This window comes from Streptacidiphilus albus JL83 (assembly GCF_000744705.1).
Classification (GTDB): Bacteria; Actinomycetota; Actinomycetes; order Streptomycetales; family Streptomycetaceae; genus Streptacidiphilus; species Streptacidiphilus albus.
In genome coordinates, this window is sequence record NZ_JQML01000001.1 from 6,094,890 (window position 1) to 6,111,181 (window position 16,292).

Annotated in this window: 14 protein-coding genes and 1 riboswitch; of the genes, 12 read left to right on the forward strand and 2 right to left on the reverse strand. The window is 71.5% G+C overall.

Translation table 11 applies throughout. The features are described from left to right. Positions 1 to 150: 150 nt before the first annotated feature. Positions 151 to 270, reverse strand: a riboswitch (glycine riboswitch). Positions 271 to 484: 214 nt separating this feature from the next. The 8 genes from BS75_RS26655 to BS75_RS26690 all read left to right on the forward strand — a co-directional run bounded on the left by BS75_RS26655 (position 485) and on the right by BS75_RS26690 (position 9,488). Beyond that, positions 485 to 1,255 carry an enhanced serine sensitivity protein SseB C-terminal domain-containing protein gene (locus BS75_RS26655; RefSeq protein ID WP_034090058.1) on the forward strand — a complete coding sequence of 257 codons (771 nt, stop codon included), beginning with the start codon at positions 485 to 487 and terminating at the stop codon, positions 1,253 to 1,255. 65 nt (positions 1,256 to 1,320) lie between these two features. Then, on the forward strand, positions 1,321 to 2,046 hold the full coding sequence (locus BS75_RS26660; RefSeq protein WP_042437342.1) for an enhanced serine sensitivity protein SseB C-terminal domain-containing protein: 726 nt from the start codon (positions 1,321 to 1,323) through the stop codon (positions 2,044 to 2,046). 637 nt (positions 2,047 to 2,683) lie between these two features. Then, positions 2,684 to 3,682: an ABC transporter permease gene (locus BS75_RS26665; RefSeq protein ID WP_034090059.1), complete on the forward strand. Its 999-nt coding sequence runs from the start codon at positions 2,684 to 2,686 to the stop codon at positions 3,680 to 3,682. A gap of 42 nt (positions 3,683 to 3,724) precedes the next feature. After that, positions 3,725 to 5,518 (forward strand): ABC transporter substrate-binding protein, encoded by a 1,794-nt coding sequence (locus BS75_RS26670; protein WP_034090060.1) that lies wholly within the window; start codon positions 3,725 to 3,727, stop codon positions 5,516 to 5,518. Positions 5,519 to 5,615: 97 nt separating this feature from the next. Beyond that, on the forward strand, positions 5,616 to 6,626 hold the full coding sequence (locus BS75_RS26675; protein ID WP_152645706.1) for an ABC transporter permease: 1,011 nt from the start codon (positions 5,616 to 5,618) through the stop codon (positions 6,624 to 6,626). Between the two features lie 56 nt (positions 6,627 to 6,682). Next, positions 6,683 to 7,735, forward strand: a complete 1,053-nt coding sequence (locus BS75_RS26680; protein WP_042437369.1) for an ABC transporter ATP-binding protein — start codon at positions 6,683 to 6,685, stop codon at positions 7,733 to 7,735. Between the two features lie 22 nt (positions 7,736 to 7,757). Further along, the gene (locus BS75_RS26685; protein WP_034090062.1) at positions 7,758 to 8,798 is read left to right on the forward strand and encodes an ABC transporter ATP-binding protein; all 1,041 of its coding nucleotides are present in this window, start codon (positions 7,758 to 7,760) and stop codon (positions 8,796 to 8,798) included. Positions 8,799 to 8,816: 18 nt separating this feature from the next. Then, positions 8,817 to 9,488, forward strand: coding sequence for a trimeric intracellular cation channel family protein (locus tag BS75_RS26690; protein ID WP_034090063.1), 672 nt, complete (start codon positions 8,817 to 8,819; stop codon positions 9,486 to 9,488). A gap of 31 nt (positions 9,489 to 9,519) precedes the next feature. Here the strand turns inward: BS75_RS26690 and BS75_RS26695 are convergent, their stop codons facing one another. After that, complete coding sequence (locus tag BS75_RS26695; RefSeq protein ID WP_034090064.1) at positions 9,520 to 10,263, reverse strand: IclR family transcriptional regulator; 744 nt, start codon at positions 10,261 to 10,263, stop codon at positions 9,520 to 9,522. 134 nt (positions 10,264 to 10,397) lie between these two features. Here BS75_RS26695 and BS75_RS26700 point away from each other — a divergent pair, with 134 nt between their 5' ends. The 3 genes from BS75_RS26700 to BS75_RS26710 all read left to right on the forward strand — a co-directional run bounded on the left by BS75_RS26700 (position 10,398) and on the right by BS75_RS26710 (position 13,442). Continuing rightward, positions 10,398 to 11,576 carry a cysteine desulfurase family protein gene (locus BS75_RS26700; protein ID WP_034090065.1) on the forward strand — a complete coding sequence of 393 codons (1,179 nt, stop codon included), beginning with the start codon at positions 10,398 to 10,400 and terminating at the stop codon, positions 11,574 to 11,576. A 137-nt stretch (positions 11,577 to 11,713) separates the two neighbouring features. Then, a complete protein-coding gene (gene mnmA, locus BS75_RS26705) occupies positions 11,714 to 12,865 on the forward strand; it encodes a tRNA 2-thiouridine(34) synthase MnmA (RefSeq protein ID WP_034090066.1) in 1,152 nt (383 codons plus the stop codon). 43 nt (positions 12,866 to 12,908) lie between these two features. Beyond that, positions 12,909 to 13,442: an LOG family protein gene (locus BS75_RS26710; RefSeq protein WP_034090067.1), complete on the forward strand. Its 534-nt coding sequence runs from the start codon at positions 12,909 to 12,911 to the stop codon at positions 13,440 to 13,442. On the opposite strand, the gene BS75_RS51605 is transcribed toward BS75_RS26710, so the two are convergent. Continuing rightward, positions 13,418 to 15,505, reverse strand: coding sequence for an NAD(P)-binding protein (locus tag BS75_RS51605; RefSeq protein WP_052069722.1), 2,088 nt, complete (start codon positions 15,503 to 15,505; stop codon positions 13,418 to 13,420). The genes BS75_RS26710 and BS75_RS51605 overlap by 25 nt on opposite strands. 85 nt (positions 15,506 to 15,590) lie before the next feature. On the opposite strand from BS75_RS51605, the gene BS75_RS26720 reads away from it, so the two are divergent. Further along, on the forward strand, positions 15,591 to 16,280 hold the full coding sequence (locus tag BS75_RS26720) for an SDR family oxidoreductase (protein WP_034090068.1): 690 nt from the start codon (positions 15,591 to 15,593) through the stop codon (positions 16,278 to 16,280). Positions 16,281 to 16,292: the final 12 nt, after the last annotated feature.

Below are 16,292 nucleotides of genomic sequence, written 5' to 3' on the forward strand. Positions count from 1 at the left end.
GCAGGGCATGCCGCAGCGGGGCTCTCCCCCTCTGTCGCTGCAACCTGAGAGCTTCACCGGGCGCCCGCCGGAGAACGGGGACGCGCGGCTTGCACCGTTGGTGGGCCTGCCCCGGGCGTACGCCCGCGGTCGACCACTTTCCAGATGTGCCTCGCCCGTGCGGTAGCTGTGCCTGAGAGTTTCCGGGGAGGGCTTGCTCCTTCGGCGCCGACTGCAACCCCGCTCCCGCCGGGGGAGGTGGGGCTGGCCTGGCTCTCCCGCGCGGGTTCGAACGGCCGGTGTGAAGTTGTTGGGCACGCTCATCATGGCATGGAGCGCGGGCCGGTCGCAGGGGCGCGTCGCCCGCCCGCCCGGCGAAGGTGTCCCGCGCCGCAGTGACAGCCGCGGTGACGGCCGTAGTGACATACATCGCGTCCGTCCCCTGCGGCCGGGTCGCGGTCGTTATCCTGCGAGGAGGTCACGTCGGAGAACGGTGGTAGGGACGATGCAGCACCCGGTGATTCCGGCGCAGAGCGCGACCGGCGGCTGGCCCGCCAACGAGCTGGAGCAGGTGCTCACCAGCGCCGTCGGCGACCCGGGCGCGACACCGCGGGTGGTCGAGGTGCTGCGCCGCAGCCACGTCTGGCTGCCGCTGCCCGGCGGACCCACCCGCGACGGTTCGACGCTGGACCTGCCGACGACCGAGCTGGCCGGCCAGCCCTTCGTGCCGGTGTTCAGCTCCGAGGAGCAGTTCCGGCTGATCGCCGGCGACCTGCCGTTCGCGGTGGCGCCGGTGTGCGAGCTGGCCGAGGGGATGCCGCTGGGCGTCGGGATCGTGGTCAACCCGGAGGGCGCGGTCGGGATCCCGATTCCGGCGGGCGGGGTGCCCCAGCTGCGCGGCGCCACCGACGCCCGCGCGGCGGCCGAGCCGAGGGCCGCCTTCGCCGCCCGGCTGGGGCTGCGGGTGCCCGAGGCGCACGAGGACCCGGTGGAGTTCCTGGTCGCGGCGATCGGTGAACTCTCGGTCACGCCCGTGGTGCTGACGGCCCGCCGGGCGCTGGTCCAGGTCGAGCAGGACCGGGAGAAGCTGTTCGTCGGGGTGGAGCTGGCCCGCGCCGAGGTCCAGGACCAGCAGGCCGCCAACCTGGCCCTGGGCCGGGCGCTGGGCGCGGTGCCGCTGCCCTGGGAGGTCGGGATCGTGCTGCTGAACGTGGTCGACGACCCGCTCGCGGACTGGATGCTGACCTCGGTCCAGCCGTTCTTCGCCCGTGCCTAGCGGGATAGGCTGAGCTGTTCGAAAGGGAGCAGGCCGAGACGGGCGCGCGGGGAGAGGGCGGCAGAGTGGTCCAGGCAGGCGGCGGGGGCGCCATCGAGCGGGCGCTGCTGGAGGTGGCTCCGGGGCGCTTCGACACGTACGAGGCACTGCTGGGCGCTCTCGGCGAGGGCCAGGTGTGGATGCTGCTCTGGTTCGGCGAGGCCGGTCGGCCGGACGCCCAGTACGGGAACATGGAGGTCGGCGGCTTCGGCTACGCGCCGTGCGTGACCTCGGCCGAGCAGCTCGCGGCGAGCGGCTGGTCCCGGGCGCACCAGGTGGGCAGCGGGCGTGAGGTCGCCGCCGCGCTCTACCGGGAGCGCTGGGGCCTGTGGCTGAACCCGCACCAGCCCGGCGGCGGGGTCGGCGTGCCCTGGGCGGACCTGCGCCGGGTCGCGGGCGGCCTGGACCGGCTGCCGGCCGGTCCGCTGCAGATCGGCGAGCCGGAGGTGCGGGCCGACGGCTTCTACGCGGCGCTGGCGCAGTCGGCGCAGGCGACGCCGGTGGTGCGCTCGCTGCGCCGGGCCTGGGTCCGTCCGGCCTGGGGCGAGCCGTACCTGGTGATCGGACTCGACCTCTTCGACTCCGGACCGGCCGCGGTGGAGTCGGTGCGGCTGATGATGGAGCACTCGCTGGGCTCCGCCCCGGCCGGGGTGGCGGTCTCGACGGTGGCGATGTCCGATCCGTATGATCCGGTGGCGCTGTGGCTCCAGGTGCGCGCGGCGCCGTTCTACGACCGTGCTGTCCAGTACTGACGCTCCTGCCCCTTGCGTCCGTTTCGTAGTAGGACGTCCGGTGCCTGCCGTCCCGCGCCGCCCGGGTCGCGGGCCGAATAATGCTGTGCCGTGGGCCCATCCGGACCGTACCCGAACGGTCGGCGAGAGGTGACGCTCAGTCAATTGCGCTCACTGTGACACTCGTAGCAGTGGTGTCAAGAACGCGCTGGCCTGCCGTGAAGCGTTTCCGCAGCCTGGACGGCACTCCCGGGTCCAGGTAACAGTCGTGTGAATTGATGTATTCGCATATCTCGGCCATGCATCGAAGCAGATCACAGTTGGGCATCCATTGCCCTTCAGGGGTGGCGGATCTGCTTCCCGCTGTTGAAGAGTGACGCCTCAACGACGCGCCCCGGGCGCGGAGTAACGCCGTGTCGAGGGGTCGCCGTCACATCCGACGGGCCGGTCCCGCGGCACTCGCGGGCTGGGCGGAACACCTCCGCGCAGGCCGGGGTGCCGAGGCGCGGCAGCGGAAGTTCTGGGCCTGTTCCGAGTATGACAATTACCTTCCGAACGCCGGACAATCAGACGCAGCATCGCGGGTTCATCGCGCCACGGATCGTTCGTACCACTGCACTTGGCACCATCAGTGAGACTGCTAGGGAGTCAACACGCCATGTCTGCGCCACTAGAGGTCACTGGATCAGCCGACGAGGCAGGGCCGGACGACGGCGCGCCCACAACTGCGGGCAAGGGGATCGAGGGCCGCTCGCTCGGCCGGATCGCCTGGACCCGGCTGCGCCGCGACAAGGTCGCCATGGCCGGTGGCATCGTGGTCGCCCTGCTGGTGCTGCTCGCGGTGCTGGCCAAGCCGATCGAGTCCCTCTTCGGACTGCACCCCAACGCCTTCCACCAGAACCTGATCGACCCGGTGCTGCTCAAGCCCACCGGCTCCTTCGGCGGCATGAGCTTGGCCCACCCGCTGGGCGTGGAACCGCAGTTCGGGCGCGACCTGCTGTCCCGGGTGATCGAGGGCTCCTGGGTCTCGCTGGCGGTGGCCTTCGGCGCGACCATCCTCTCCAACGTCATCGGCATCGTCCTCGGCGTCGCCGCCGGTTACTACGGCGGCTGGGTCGACTCGGTGGTCAGCCGGCTGATGGACATCTTCCTGGCCTTCCCGCTGCTGCTGTTCGCCATCGCGCTCTCCGCCTCGCTGCAGAACGGGGCCTTCGGGCTGACCGGGCTGCCGCTGGAGATCAGCGTCCTGATCTTCGTCATCGGCTTCTTCAACTGGCCCTACATGGGCCGGATCGTGCGCGGCCAGACGCTCTCGCTGAAGCAGCGCGAGTTCGTCGAGGCCGCCCGCAGCCTCGGCGCCCGCGGCCCGTACATCCTGTTCAAGGAGCTGCTGCCGAACCTGGTCGCCCCGATCATCGTCTACTCGACGCTGCTGATCCCGACCAACATCCTCTTCGAGTCGGCGCTGAGCTTCCTCGGCGTGGGCATCGAGCCGCCGCAGGCCTCCTGGGGCGGGATGCTCAGCGAGGCGGTCCCGTTCTACAGCGCCGACCCCGAGTTCATGCTCGTGCCCGGTCTGGCGATCTTCGTCACCGTCCTCGCCTTCAACCTGCTCGGCGACGGGATCCGGGACGCCCTCGACCCGCGTGCCAACTGACCGGTCCCACCAACCCATCGTGCGAAGGGGAAACCACCAACGATGAACAGCAGCAAGCGCAAGAGGACCCTCGCGGTCCTGGCCACCGCCGCCTCAGCGGCGATGGCGCTGACCGCCTGCAGTTCGGGCAGCTCCGGCTCCGGCTCCGGCGGTTCGGGTTCGGCCAAGGCCGGCGCGGCCGTCTACAACGCCGGCAACACCAGCCGGATCAACCCCTCCACGGCGACCGGCGGCACGGAGACCTACGAGCTCTCCAGCACCCCCGACTCGATGGACCCGGGCAACACCTACTACGACTACATGTGGGACTTCAGCCGGCTGTACGCGCGGGCGCTGACCACCTTCGCGCCCACCCCCGGGAGCAAGAGCCTCACCCTGCAGCCCGACCTGGCCACCGGCCTCGGCGTGGCCAGCAACAACGACAAGACCTGGACCTACACCATCCGGGCCGGGCTCAAGTTCTCCAACGGCCTGCCGATCACCTCGGCCGACGTCAAGTACGCGGTGGAGCGCAGCAACTTCGCCCCCGCCGTGCTCAGCAACGGGCCGACGTACTTCAACAACCTGCTGGTCCAGAACACCACGGCGTACCAGGGCCCCTACAAGGACCCGAAGGGCGGCCTCAACTCCATCCAGACGCCCAACGCCACCACCATCGTCTTCAACCTGAGCCAGCCCTTCGCGGACTTCGACTACCTGGTGTCGATGCCGCAGACGGCCCCCGTGCCGCAGGCCGACGACACCGGCGCGAACTACGTCAAGAACATCATTTCGTCCGGTCCGTACATGTTCAAGAGCTACACCGACGGCCAGGGCGCGGTGCTGGTCAAGAACCCGAACTGGACCCAGGCCAGCGACCCGATCCGGCACCAGTACGCCAACGAGATCGACGTCAAGTTCAACGTCGCGCAGACCACCATCGACCAGGACCTGATCCACGGCAACGCGACCATGGACCTCGGCGGCACCGGCATCGCGCCCAGCACCCAGGCGACCGTGCTGCTCAGCCCGACCGAGAAGGCCAACCTGGACGACACCCCCTCCGGGATGCTCGCCTACACGGCGATCTCGGAGAACGTCGCGCCGTTCAACAACGTCCACTGCCGCGAGGCCGTGGAGTACGGCATCGACAAGCTCTCGGTGCAGACCGCGGCCGGCGGCAATGTCCACGGTGACATCGCCACCACCATCCTGCCGCCCACGGTGACCGGCTACACCCCGTTCAACCTGTACCCGAGCACCGGCAACCAGGGCGCCGACACCGCCGACGGCCTGGCCTCGGCCAAGGCCCAGCTCGCGCTCTGCGGCCAGCCGAACGGCTTCACCACCAACATCGCGGCCCGCAGCGACCGTCCGGGCGAGGTCGCCATGGCCGAGGCCGTGCAGGCCTCGCTGGCCAAGGTCGGCATCACCGTCAACATCAAGCAGTACACCTCGGGCGAGTACTTCCAGGACTACGCCGGCTCCCCGGCCTACGTCCACTCGCACGACCTCGGTCTGATGATGATGGCCTGGGCCGCCGACTGGCCGTCCGGATACGGCTTCCTGGACCAGATCCTCGCCGGCAACACCATCAAGCCCTCCGGCAACACCAACCTGTCCGAGCTGAACGACCCGGTCATCAACAACCTGCTCAACTCGGCCATCGCCACCCCCGACGTCGCGACCCGCACCGTCGACTGGGGCACGATCGACAAGGACGCGATGGCGGACGCGGGCATCGTCCCGCTGCTCTACCGCAAGGACCTGCTGTACCGGCCCAGCAACGCGACCAACGTCTTCGTCAACGAGTCGTACGGCATGTACGACTACGCCAACATCGGTCTCAACCAGTAGCAGCCACGCAGGCACTGCCAGAAATTCGGAAGGCAGGTGAAGGCGGCGGCGCCCGCCGGCGGAGAGATCCGTCGGCGGGCGCCGGGGCCGGACTACCGTGCTCATGTACATCCTCCGGCGACTCTTCGCCGCGGTGCTACTGCTGCTCATCGTGAGCGCGGTCACCTTCGCCATCTTCTTCCTGGTGCCACGCCTCGCCGGGCAGACGCCCACCGAGCTCGCCGCCCAGTACGTCGGGCGCGACCCCAGCGCCGCCGCCATCAAGGCGGTGGAGCAGAACCTCGGCTTCGACAAGCCGCTGTACCAGCAGTACTGGGAGTACATCCACGGCATCTTCGCCGGGCGCGACTTCCAGTACGGCCCCGACGCCTCGCACTGCGGCGTCCCCTGCTTCGGCTACTCCTTCAAGAGCCACCTGGACGTCTGGCCGCTGATCACCTCCCGGCTGCCGGTCACCGCCTCGCTGGCGATCGGCGCGGCCGTGCTCTGGGTCGTCTCCGGCGTCGGCATCGGCGTGCTCTCCGCGCTGAAGAAGGGCTCGCTGCTGGACCGGCTGTCGATGGGCATCGCCCTGGCCGGCATCTCGCTGCCGATCTTCTTCACCGGGCTGATCTCGCTGGCGCTGTTCAGCTACAAGTGGCCGATCTTCGCCAACGACGTCTACATACCCATCACCCAGAACCCGCTGATGTGGGCGAAGAACCTGGTCCTGCCCTGGATCAGCCTCGCCTTCCTCTACTCCGCGCTCTATGCCCGGCTCACCCGTGCCGGGATGCTGGAGACCATGGGTGAGGACTACATCAGGACCGCCCGTGCCAAGGGCCTGCCGGAGCGCACGGTCGTGGTCAAGCACGGCCTGCGGGCCGCGCTGACGCCCATCGTGACCATCTTCGGCATGGACCTCGGTCTGCTGCTCGGCGGGGCGATCCTGGTCGAGAACGTCTTCTCGCTCCAGGGCATCGGCCAGTTCGCCGTCCTGGCGATCCAGAACCAGGACCTGCCGGAGATCATGGCGGTCACCCTGGTCGCCGCCTTCTTCATCGTCGTCGCCAACCTCGCCGTCGACATCCTGTACGCCGCTGTCGACCCCCGGGTGAGGTTCCTGTGAGCAAGAAGAATCCCCTGGAGAAGCAGGCCGCGGAGCAGCCGGAGCCGGAGACCGACATCCTGCTGAAGCCGGTCCAGGAGGCCCCCGGCAGCGCCTTTCTGAGCGTCCGCGACCTGCGGATCCACTTCAACACCGACGACGGCCTGGTCCGCGCGGTCGACGGGCTCACCTTCGACCTGGACCGGGGCAAGACCCTCGGCATCGTCGGCGAGTCGGGCTCCGGCAAGTCGGTCACCTCGCTCGGCATCATGGGCCTGCACCGCACGGCCCGGGCCCGGGTCACCGGCGAGGTCTGGATGGACGGCGAGGAACTGGTCTCGGCCGACGCCGACCGGGTCCGGCAGCTGCGCGGCCAGAAGATGGCCATGATCTTCCAGGACCCGCTGACCGCGATGCACCCGTACTACACGGTCGGCAAGCAGATCATCGAGGCCTACCGGGTGCACCACCCGGAGGCCAGCCGCCGGGACGCCCGGGCCAAGGCCGTGAAGATGCTCGACCGGGTCGGCATCCCGCAGCCGGACCGCCGGGTGGACGACTACCCGCACCAGTTCTCCGGCGGCATGCGCCAGCGCGCGATGATCGCGATGGCGCTGGTCAACGACCCCTCGCTGCTGATCGCCGACGAGCCGACGACCGCGCTGGACGTCACCGTCCAGGCCCAGATCCTGGACCTGATCCGGGACCTCCAGCAGGAGTTCGGCTCGGCCGTCATCATCATCACCCACGACCTCGGCGTGGTCGCCGAGCTCGCCGACGACATCCTGGTGATGTACGGCGGCAAGTGCGTGGAGAACACCTCCGCCGAGAACCTGTTCACGGAGCCCGAACACCCCTACACCTGGGGCCTGCTGGGCTCGATGCCGCGCATCGACCGGGAGCGCCAGGACCGGCTGGTCCCGGTCAAGGGCAGCCCGCCCAGCCTGATCAACCTGCCGCAGGGCTGCGCCTTCCACCCCCGCTGCCCCTTCGCCGACCGTACCCACGGCGCCTCGGAGACCGAGATCCCGCTGCTGGTCGAGACCGCGCCGCAGCACCGGGTGGCCTGCCACCTGCCCCAGGCGACCCGGAAGGAGATCTTCGCCCAGGAGATCTCCCCCCGGCTGTAGAGCGAGAGAGACGAGAACCCCCATGGCTGACGACAGCGCCGCCCCGACGATGACGAAGGCGGCACCGGCCCGCGAGGGCGAGCCGCTGCTGCGGGTCTCCGGGCTGGAGAAGCACTTCCCCATCCGCAAGGGCCTGCTCCAGCGGGTCAACGGGGCCGTGAAGGCGGTCGACGGGATCAGCTTCACGGTGAACGCCGGGGAGACCCTGGGCGTGGTCGGCGAGTCCGGCTGCGGCAAGTCGACAATGGGCAGGCTGGTCACCCGGCTGCTCGAACCGACCGGCGGCAGCGTGGAGTTCGAGGGGGTGGACATCACCCACCTGAGCACCGGGAAGATCCGGCCGCTGCGCCGGGACATCCAGATGATCTTCCAGGACCCGTACTCCTCGCTGAACCCCCGGCACACCGTGGGCACCATCGTCGGCGCGCCGTTCCGGCTGCAGAACGTCAAGACCGAGCACGGCGTGAAGCGCGCGGTCCAGGACATGCTGGAGCTGTGCGGCCTCAGCCCGGAGCACTACAACCGCTACCCGCACGAGTTCTCCGGCGGCCAGCGCCAGCGCATCGGCATCGCCCGCGCGCTCGCGCTGCGGCCGAAGATGATCGTCGCCGACGAGCCGGTCTCGGCGCTGGACGTGTCGATCCAGGCCCAGGTGGTGAACCTGCTCGACGACCTCCAGTCGGAGCTGGGACTCACCTACGTGATCATCGCCCACGACCTCTCGGTGGTCCGGCACGTCTCCGACCGGGTCGCGGTGATGTACCTCGGCAAGATCGTCGAACTGGCCGACCGGGAGTCGCTCTACGCCGCGCCCCGGCACCCGTACACCAAGGCGCTGATGTCGGCCGTCCCGGTGCCGGACCCGCGCCGCAAGGGGGCCGGCAAGCGCGAGCGGATCCTGCTCACCGGTGACGTCCCGTCACCGATCAACCCGCCCTCGGGCTGCCGGTTCCGCACCCGCTGCTGGAAGGCCCAGGACGTCTGCGCCACCGAGGAGCCGCAGCTGGCCACCCTGGCCACCGGCCACCAGGCGGCCTGCCACTTCCCGGAGCAGACCGACTGAGCAGGTACAACTAGGGGCGTGACCACCTCGCGCCTCTTCTCGCCCGATCTGCAGCAGACGCTCGACCTGATCGGGATCTTCGTCTTCGCGCTCTCCGGCGGGCTGCTCGCCGTGCGCAAGAACCTGGACATCTTCGGCATCGCGGTCCTCGCCGAGGCGACCGCCCTCGGCGGGGGACTGCTGCGCGACCTGATCATCGGAGCGGTGCCCCCGGCGGCCTTCCAGAACCGGGGGTACTTCTTCACCCCGCTGGTCGCCACCGCGGTGGTCTTCTTCCTCCATCCGGAGGTGGCCCGGATCAACAACGCGGTGCAGTTCCTGGACGCCCTCGGGCTCGGCCTGTTCTGCGTCACCGGCACCGCCAAGGCGCACGACTACGGGCTCAGTTCGGTCGCCGCCGTCGCCCTCGGGGTGGTCACCGCGGCCGGCGGCGGCGTCGTCCGCGACCTGCTGGTCAGCGAGGTGCCCTCGCTGCTGCGCTGGGACCGCTCGCTCTACGCGGTTCCGGCCCTGGTCGGCTCGATCCTCACGGCGGTGCTGATCACCGTCCACGACTTCGACGCCGTCACCGGCACCACCGCCGCGCTGGTCGCCTTCACCGTGCGGATGCTGGCGCTGCGCTACGAGTGGCGGGCGCCGCGCGCCTGGCACCGGGGCAGCAGCTCCAGCGGCGAGGAGGAGTCGGGCTGAGGCCGGTCCCGAGGCCGGTCCCGAGGCGGCGTCAGCCCCGGCCGCCGTACTCCTGGGAGACCGCCTCGGCGGTCCGCATCAGCTCCGGGACCAGTCGCCGCAGCGTGGCCATCGGCGCCACCACCGTCGGGGTGGAGATCGAGCAGGCCGCGATGGTCCGGCCGTCCACCCCCCGGATCGGCACCGCGATGCAGTTCACCGTCTCCTCGTACTCGCTGCGGTCCATCGCCCAGCCCTGGGCCCGGACCTGTTCCAGCTCCGCCCGCAGCTCCATCGGCGTCCGCAGCGAGCGCGCCGTGTAGGCGGGGTACTCCAGCGCCTCCACCACCTCCCGCCGCCTGGCCTCCGGCAGGTCGGCCAGCAGCACCTTGCCGACGGCGGAGGCGGTCAGCGAGGCGCGCTTGCCGATCCGCGAGTACATCCGGACCGGGTAGCGGCTCTCCAGCTTGTCGACGTAGACCACCTCGCCGTCCTCGTACACCGCCAGGTGCACGGTGTGGCCGCAGCGCTCGTTCAGCGCCGCCAGGTGCGGCGCGGCCACCACCCGGACGTCGATGCTCTCCAGCGCCAGCTGCGCCAGCGAGAACAGCTTGCCGCCGAGCCGGTAGCGGTAGTCGGACTGCCGGTGCACGAAGCCGTGCTCCTCCAGCGTGCGCAGCAGCCGCAGGGCGGTGGACTTGTGCACCCCGATCCGGTTCGCCGCCTGCTCCAGCGAGGCGGGTCCCTCCGCCAGGGAGGCCAGGATGACCAGGGCCCTGTCCACTGTCTGCGCCATCTGCCGCCCGTCCCGCTCTCGCTACGCGTGTGGACGGAGCTTAGGCATCCGTTGCGCAGGATGCAACGCGACGACCACGAGTCCATGGACCCGGCGGCGGCGGGTCGCCCGGCCGCTCTACACTTGGTCCCGCCATGCCCTATCTCGACCACGCGGCGACCACGCCGATGCTGCCCGAAGCGGTCCTCGCGATGACCGAGCACCTCGGCAGCACCGGGAACGCCTCCTCCCTCCACGCCGCCGGCCGCCGCGCCCGCCGCGTCATCGAGGAGTCCCGGGAAACCCTTGCCCTGGCCCTCGGCGCGCGCCCCAGCGAGGTCGTCCTCACCGGCGGCGGCACCGAGTCCGACAACCTCGCCGTGAAGGGCCTTTACTGGGCCCGCCGCAACGCCGACCCGGCGCGGGTCCGGGTGCTGTGCAGTCCGGTCGAGCACCACGCCGTGCTGGACGCGGTCGAATGGCTCGCCCTGCACGAGGGCGCCAGGATCGACTGGCTGCCGGTCGACGGCTACGGCCGGGTCCACCCCGAGGCCCTGCGGGCGGCCATCGAGGCCGACCCGACGGACGTCGCCCTGGTCACCGTGATGTGGGCCAACAACGAGGTCGGCACCATCCAGCCGATCACCGAACTTGCGGCCGTCGCCCAGGAGTTCGGCGTGCCCATGCACGCCGACGCGGTCCAGGCCTTCGGCCAGCTGCCGCTCTCCTTCGCCGACTCCGGGCTGGACGCGCTCACCGTCACCGGCCACAAGATCGGCGGCCCCTACGGAGTCGGCGCGCTGGTGCTGGCCCGCTCGGCCACCCCGGTCCCGCTGCTGCACGGCGGCGGCCAGGAGCGCGACGTCCGCTCCGGCACCCTGGACGTCCCGGCCGCGGCCGGCTTCGCCGCCGCTGCGGAGATCGCGGTGGCCCGCCGCCCGGAGTACGCCGTCTCGGTGGCCGCGCTGCGCGACACCCTGGTCGCCGGGGTGCTCGCGGCGGTGCCGGACGCGGTCCTCAACGGCGAGCCGGCCGGTCCTGGCCGGCTCCCCGCCAGCGCGCACTTCTCCTTCCCCGGCTGCGAGGGCGACGCGCTGCTGATGCTGCTCGACGCCCGGGGCATCGAGTGCTCCACCGGCTCGGCCTGCTCGGCCGGCGTCCCCCAGCCCAGCCACGTGCTGCTGGCGATGGGCGTCGAACCGGCGCTGGCCCGGGCCTCGCTCCGCTTCTCGCTCGGCCACACCTCCACCGAGGGCGACGTCGCGGCCCTGCTCGACGCCATCGGCCCGGTCGTCGACCGCGCCAGGATGGCCGGCGCGGCGGCCCGGCGGTAGCCGGGTTAAGCGCTTGGCGGGGCCACGGCTCCGGCTTTCCGGGGGGGCGACCCCCCGTACCCCGGCGTGGACCCGTGGTGGGCGGGGCCCCGTGCGCGGGTTAAGCGTTTGGCGGGGCCACGTACCCTGGACGCATCATGAATGACTTTCCTGGTGCCCCTGACGAATCCGCCTCCGCCCTCGGCGGGGGGCGGCTGCGTGTGCTCGCCGCGATGTCCGGGGGCGTGGACTCCGCCGTCGCCGCCGCCCGCGCCGCCGAGGCCGGCCACGAGGTGACCGGCGTCCACCTGGCGCTGTCCAGCAACCCGCAGTCGTTCCGCACCGGCGCGCGCGGCTGCTGCACGCTGGAGGACGCCCGCGACGCGCGCCGGGCGGCCGACGTCATCGGCATCCCCTTCTACGTCTGGGACCTGGCCGAGCGCTTCCGTGAGGACGTCATCGACGACTTCGTCGCCGAGTACGCCGCCGGGCGCACCCCCAACCCCTGCCTGCGCTGCAACGAGAAGATCAAGTTCGCGGCGCTGCTGGACAAGGCCGTCGCGCTGGGCTTCGACGCCGTCTGCACCGGCCACTACGCCCAGATCGTCACCACCGCCGAGGGCCTGCGCCAGCTGCACCGCGCGGTCGACCCGGCCAAGGACCAGTCCTACGTCCTCGGCGTGCTCGACGAGGACCAGCTCGCGCACGCCATGTTCCCGCTCGGGGACACCCCCAAGGAGCAGGTCCGGGTGGAGGCCGAGCGGCGCGGCCTCGCCGTCGCCAAGAAGCCCGACAGCCACGACATCTGCTTCATCGCCGACGGCGACACCCAGGGCTTCCTGGAGCGCCGGCTCGGCACCCGGCCCGGCGAGATCGTGGATGTCGACGGCACCCGGCTGGGCGAGCACAGCGGCGCCTACGGCTTCACCATCGGCCAGCGCAAGGGGCTGAAGATCGGCCACCCGGCCGCCGACGGCAAGCCCCGCTACGTGCTGGACATCTCGCCGGTCGACAACCGGGTCACCGTCGGCCCGGTCGAGGCGCTGGACGTCCGCGCGCTCACCGGGATCCGGCCGCGCTGGTGCGGACCCGCGCCGGTCGGCGCCGCCGAGTACACCGCGCAGCTGCGCGCGCACGGCGAGCCGGTCCCGGTCGCCGCCGAGGTGGTCGACGGCGAACTGCGGGTCGAACTGGCCGAGGCCGCCCGGGGGATCGCCCCCGGCCAGGCCGTGGTGCTCTACCAGGGCACCAGGGTCGTCGGCTCGGCGACCATCGCCACCACCTCGTCCGACCCGGCCCTGGCCCGCTGACCACGGCTCCTGCCACCGACCGCACCACCCCCGGGGAACCCCTGTGAACATCACCGTCTTCTGCTCCGCCAACAAGCTGGACGACCGCTACACCGCACCCGCCGCCGCCTTCGCCCGGCTGCTCGGCGAGCAGGGCCACACCCTGGTCTGGGGCGGCTCCGACGCCGGGCTGATGGGCGTGATCGCGGACGAGGCCAGGGCCGGCGGCGGACGGCTGGTCGGCATCAACGTGGAGATGCTGGCCCACCGGGGCTACCCGGACGCCGACGAGATGGTGATGACCCGCGACCTCGCCGAGCGCAAGGCGCAGCTGCTGGGGCGCGCCGACGCGATAGCCGTCCTGGTCGGCGGCGTCGGCACGCTGGACGAGGTCGGCGAGGTGATCGAGCTGAAGAAGCACGGCGCGCACGGCAAGCCGATCGTCTTCCTGGACACCGACGGCTTCTACGCCGGGCTGCGCCTCCAGCTGGAGCGGATGGAGCAGGACGGCTTCCTGCCCCGGGCGCTCGACACCCTGGTCCGCTTCGCCGCCGACCCGGCCGAGGCCCTCGACTACCTGGTCGGCTCCTCCGGCTGAGGGACTGCCTCCGACTGAGGGACTGCCTCCGACTGAGGGGCTTCCGGCTGACCGCCCGGCCGCACCTCCTCGCGCTCGCGGCGCTGCCGGGCCACCACCCGGCGCGAGTCGGCGTGCAGCTCCTGCTCGTTGATCGGCGGGTAGGGAGCGTCCGGCTGGGCACGGGGCAGCCGGGGCAGTGGCGGCACCGGCAGCCCACCGCGCCGGAAACGCCCGGAGTGCGGCGGCTCCGGAGCACCCGGCAGCGGCTGCGGAGGCGCCGGCGGCTGTGGGGCCGCGCCCGGCTGTGGGGCGCCCAGGAACGGGAACGGGGCGGGGACCGGGGCGAGCCGGGCCGCGTCCCGCTGGAGCAGCAGGCCCAGGCCCTCTCGGGTGGCGACCACGATCACCCGGTCGTCGGGCTCGATCAGCCGCTCCGGGGCCGGGTTCCAGTCCAGGCGGCCGTCGGGGGCCTGGATCGCGACCACCCGCCAGCCGCCGGGGCGGAACGACTCACCCACCGTCAGCTCGGTCAGCGCGACCCGGCCGCGCACGGTCAGCGTCGCCACCAGCAGCATCTGCCGCTCGACCGGGATCGCGGCCAGGACCTGACGGCCCATCATGGCGGCGGCGAAGGTCGGCGCGGCGAGGTAGGACACGCTCCGGCTGCGGGTCGGGGCCTGCGGGTAGGAGGCCCGCAGCGCCCGGTAGACGGTGCTGGCGTAGGAGTCGTCGAACAGCCGGAGCACCACCCGCAGGTCCGGGCGCTGCTCCCGGGCGAACAGCACGGCCTCCAGATTGACGCTGTCGTTGCTGGTCAGCGCCATCAGCGTCTGGCAGCGGGCGATCCGGGCGGCGCGGTGGACGGCGGGGTCGGAGATCTCGCCGATGACCACCGGCACCCGGCGGTCCCGGGCCTGGGCGAGGCCTGGCGCGTCCGGGTTCCGCTCGACCGCGACCACCGGGATCCGGAGGTCGGTGAGGTGCTCCAGGACCCGGGTGCCGACCTTGCCCAGGCCCACCACCACGATGTGGTCGGCGATGGTCCGCAGCGGCCGGTTCAGGGTGGTGGCGGTGTTCAGCGCGCCCAGGTTCTCCAGCACCAGGGCGAGCACCAGTGGCATGATCATCATTCCGGTGAAGGCCGCGGTGAGCTGCAGGACCTGCCGGGCCAGCGGGGCCCCGACGGCGGGGTTGCCGAGGCCGAAGACGTCCATCAGCACCAGGTAGAACGAGAACGGCAGCGAGTTGCGGGTCACCAGCCAGGTGGCCACGCTGAGCATGGTGATCAGGGTGGCGACGGCCAGTCCGGCCAGCCGCAGCCGCCGGGAGAAGAGCGCCCCGACCGGTATCCGGGGGATCCGCGAGCGCGGGCGTTCGGGCTCGTCCGGGTCGTGCCGGAGCCTCAGCACCGCCCGGGTGCCGAAGCTGTCGGCGGCGGCGACCTGGGCCGGCGAGGGCAGCAGGGTGTTCAGCGGGGCGTCGCCCGAGCCCACCGCGTGGTCGCTGCGCGGGGCGAGCAGCGCCAGTTCGATCCCGGGCCCCGGCGGCTCGAACAGCGACTGCTCGACGACCGAGAAGGTGCCGCTGTCGATCGGGATCACCTGGTTGCGTCCGGGGACGGCCGAGGAGACCAGCGCCGGGGTCGCGGTGTCGGAGGCGGAGAGCAGGGTGGCCGATCCCGAAGTGTCCCGGGCGACCAGGTTGAGCAGGTTCTCCAGCCGCTGGCCGAGGGTGCTGTTGAAGATCCGCACCACCAGCCGCAGCCGCGGGTTCAAACCCTGGGCCAGCAGCGCGGCCTGAGTGACGGCGGAGTCGTCGTCCATGGTCAGGGCGAGGGCGGTGGCCTGCTCCACGCCGGCCGCCAGCAGCGTCGTCTCGTCCGGGCCGCGCCCGGCGATCACCGTGACCGAGCCGTCCTCCCGGGCCAGGGCGGCGAGCTGCGGGCCGTGCCCGTCCTCCAGGCTGGGGATGATCAGGGTCACCCGCTCGCGGTAGAGGTGGATCAGCTCCAGCGCCAGCCGGTGCGTCAGCGAGTCGCCACCGCAGACGATCATGTGCCCGACCGGATGTGCCTCGGTCACGTTCCGTTCCCCCCGGTCACTTTGGAGCCATCTGTTCCTATGGTGACGGATGGTGAGCAACCGCGGTCATGATATGTCTGAATGCATGGGTACACATCTGATCACCGGAGCAGGCTCAGGCATCGGCGCAGCGGTCGCCGCGCGACTGGCGGAACGCGGCGAGGAACTGTGGTTCCTGGTCCGCGACGCCAAGCGGGCGGCGCAGCTCAAGGCGCAGTTCCCGGGCAGCAACACGCTCATCGGCGACCTCTCCGCGCCGGACCGGCTCTCCTGGGCACTGGGCCAGCAGGCCCAGCCGGTCGAGCTGGACTCGCTGCTGCACATCGCCGGGGTGGTCCAGCTGGGCACCGTCGGCGATCTCACCACCAAGGTCTGGAACGAGACCCTCGCCGTCAACCTGATCGCCCCGGCCGAACTCACCCGGCTGTTCCTGCCGACGCTGCGGGTCTCCCGAGGCCACGTGGTCTTCGTCAACTCCGGTGCCGGGCTGACCGCGAGCGCCGAGTGGGGGGTCTACGCGGCGTCCAAGTTCGGCCTGCGCGGGCTGGCCGACTCGCTGCGCGCCGAGGAGCACGGCAACGGGGTCCGGGTGACCACCGTCTACCCGGGGCGGACCGCCACCGCGATGCAGCAGCGGGTCCGCTCCCAGGAGGGCCTGCCCTACGACGCCGACGCCTACATCGCCCCGGAGTCGATCGCCACCACCGTCCTGACCGCCCTGGACCTGCCGCGCGACGCCGAGATCACCGAGCTGACGGTCCGTCCGGGCCGCTGAGGCCGCGCGGCG

Excerpts from the sequence above, each read along its gene's own strand:
- mnmA (WP_034090066.1), top strand. The coding sequence starts at position 11,714 with ATGAATGACTTTCCTGGTGCCCCTGACGAATCCGCCTCCGCCCTCGGC.
- BS75_RS26695 (WP_034090064.1), bottom strand. The coding sequence starts at position 10,263 with ATGGCGCAGACAGTGGACAGGGCCCTGGTCATCCTGGCCTCCCTGGCG.
- BS75_RS26720 (WP_034090068.1), top strand. The coding sequence starts at position 15,591 with ATGGGTACACATCTGATCACCGGAGCAGGCTCAGGCATCGGCGCAGCG.
- BS75_RS26655 (WP_034090058.1), top strand. The coding sequence starts at position 485 with ATGCAGCACCCGGTGATTCCGGCGCAGAGCGCGACCGGCGGCTGGCCC.
- BS75_RS26670 (WP_034090060.1), top strand. The coding sequence starts at position 3,725 with ATGAACAGCAGCAAGCGCAAGAGGACCCTCGCGGTCCTGGCCACCGCC.
- BS75_RS26700 (WP_034090065.1), top strand. The coding sequence starts at position 10,398 with ATGCCCTATCTCGACCACGCGGCGACCACGCCGATGCTGCCCGAAGCG.
- BS75_RS26685 (WP_034090062.1), top strand. The coding sequence starts at position 7,758 with ATGGCTGACGACAGCGCCGCCCCGACGATGACGAAGGCGGCACCGGCC.
- BS75_RS26665 (WP_034090059.1), top strand. The coding sequence starts at position 2,684 with ATGTCTGCGCCACTAGAGGTCACTGGATCAGCCGACGAGGCAGGGCCG.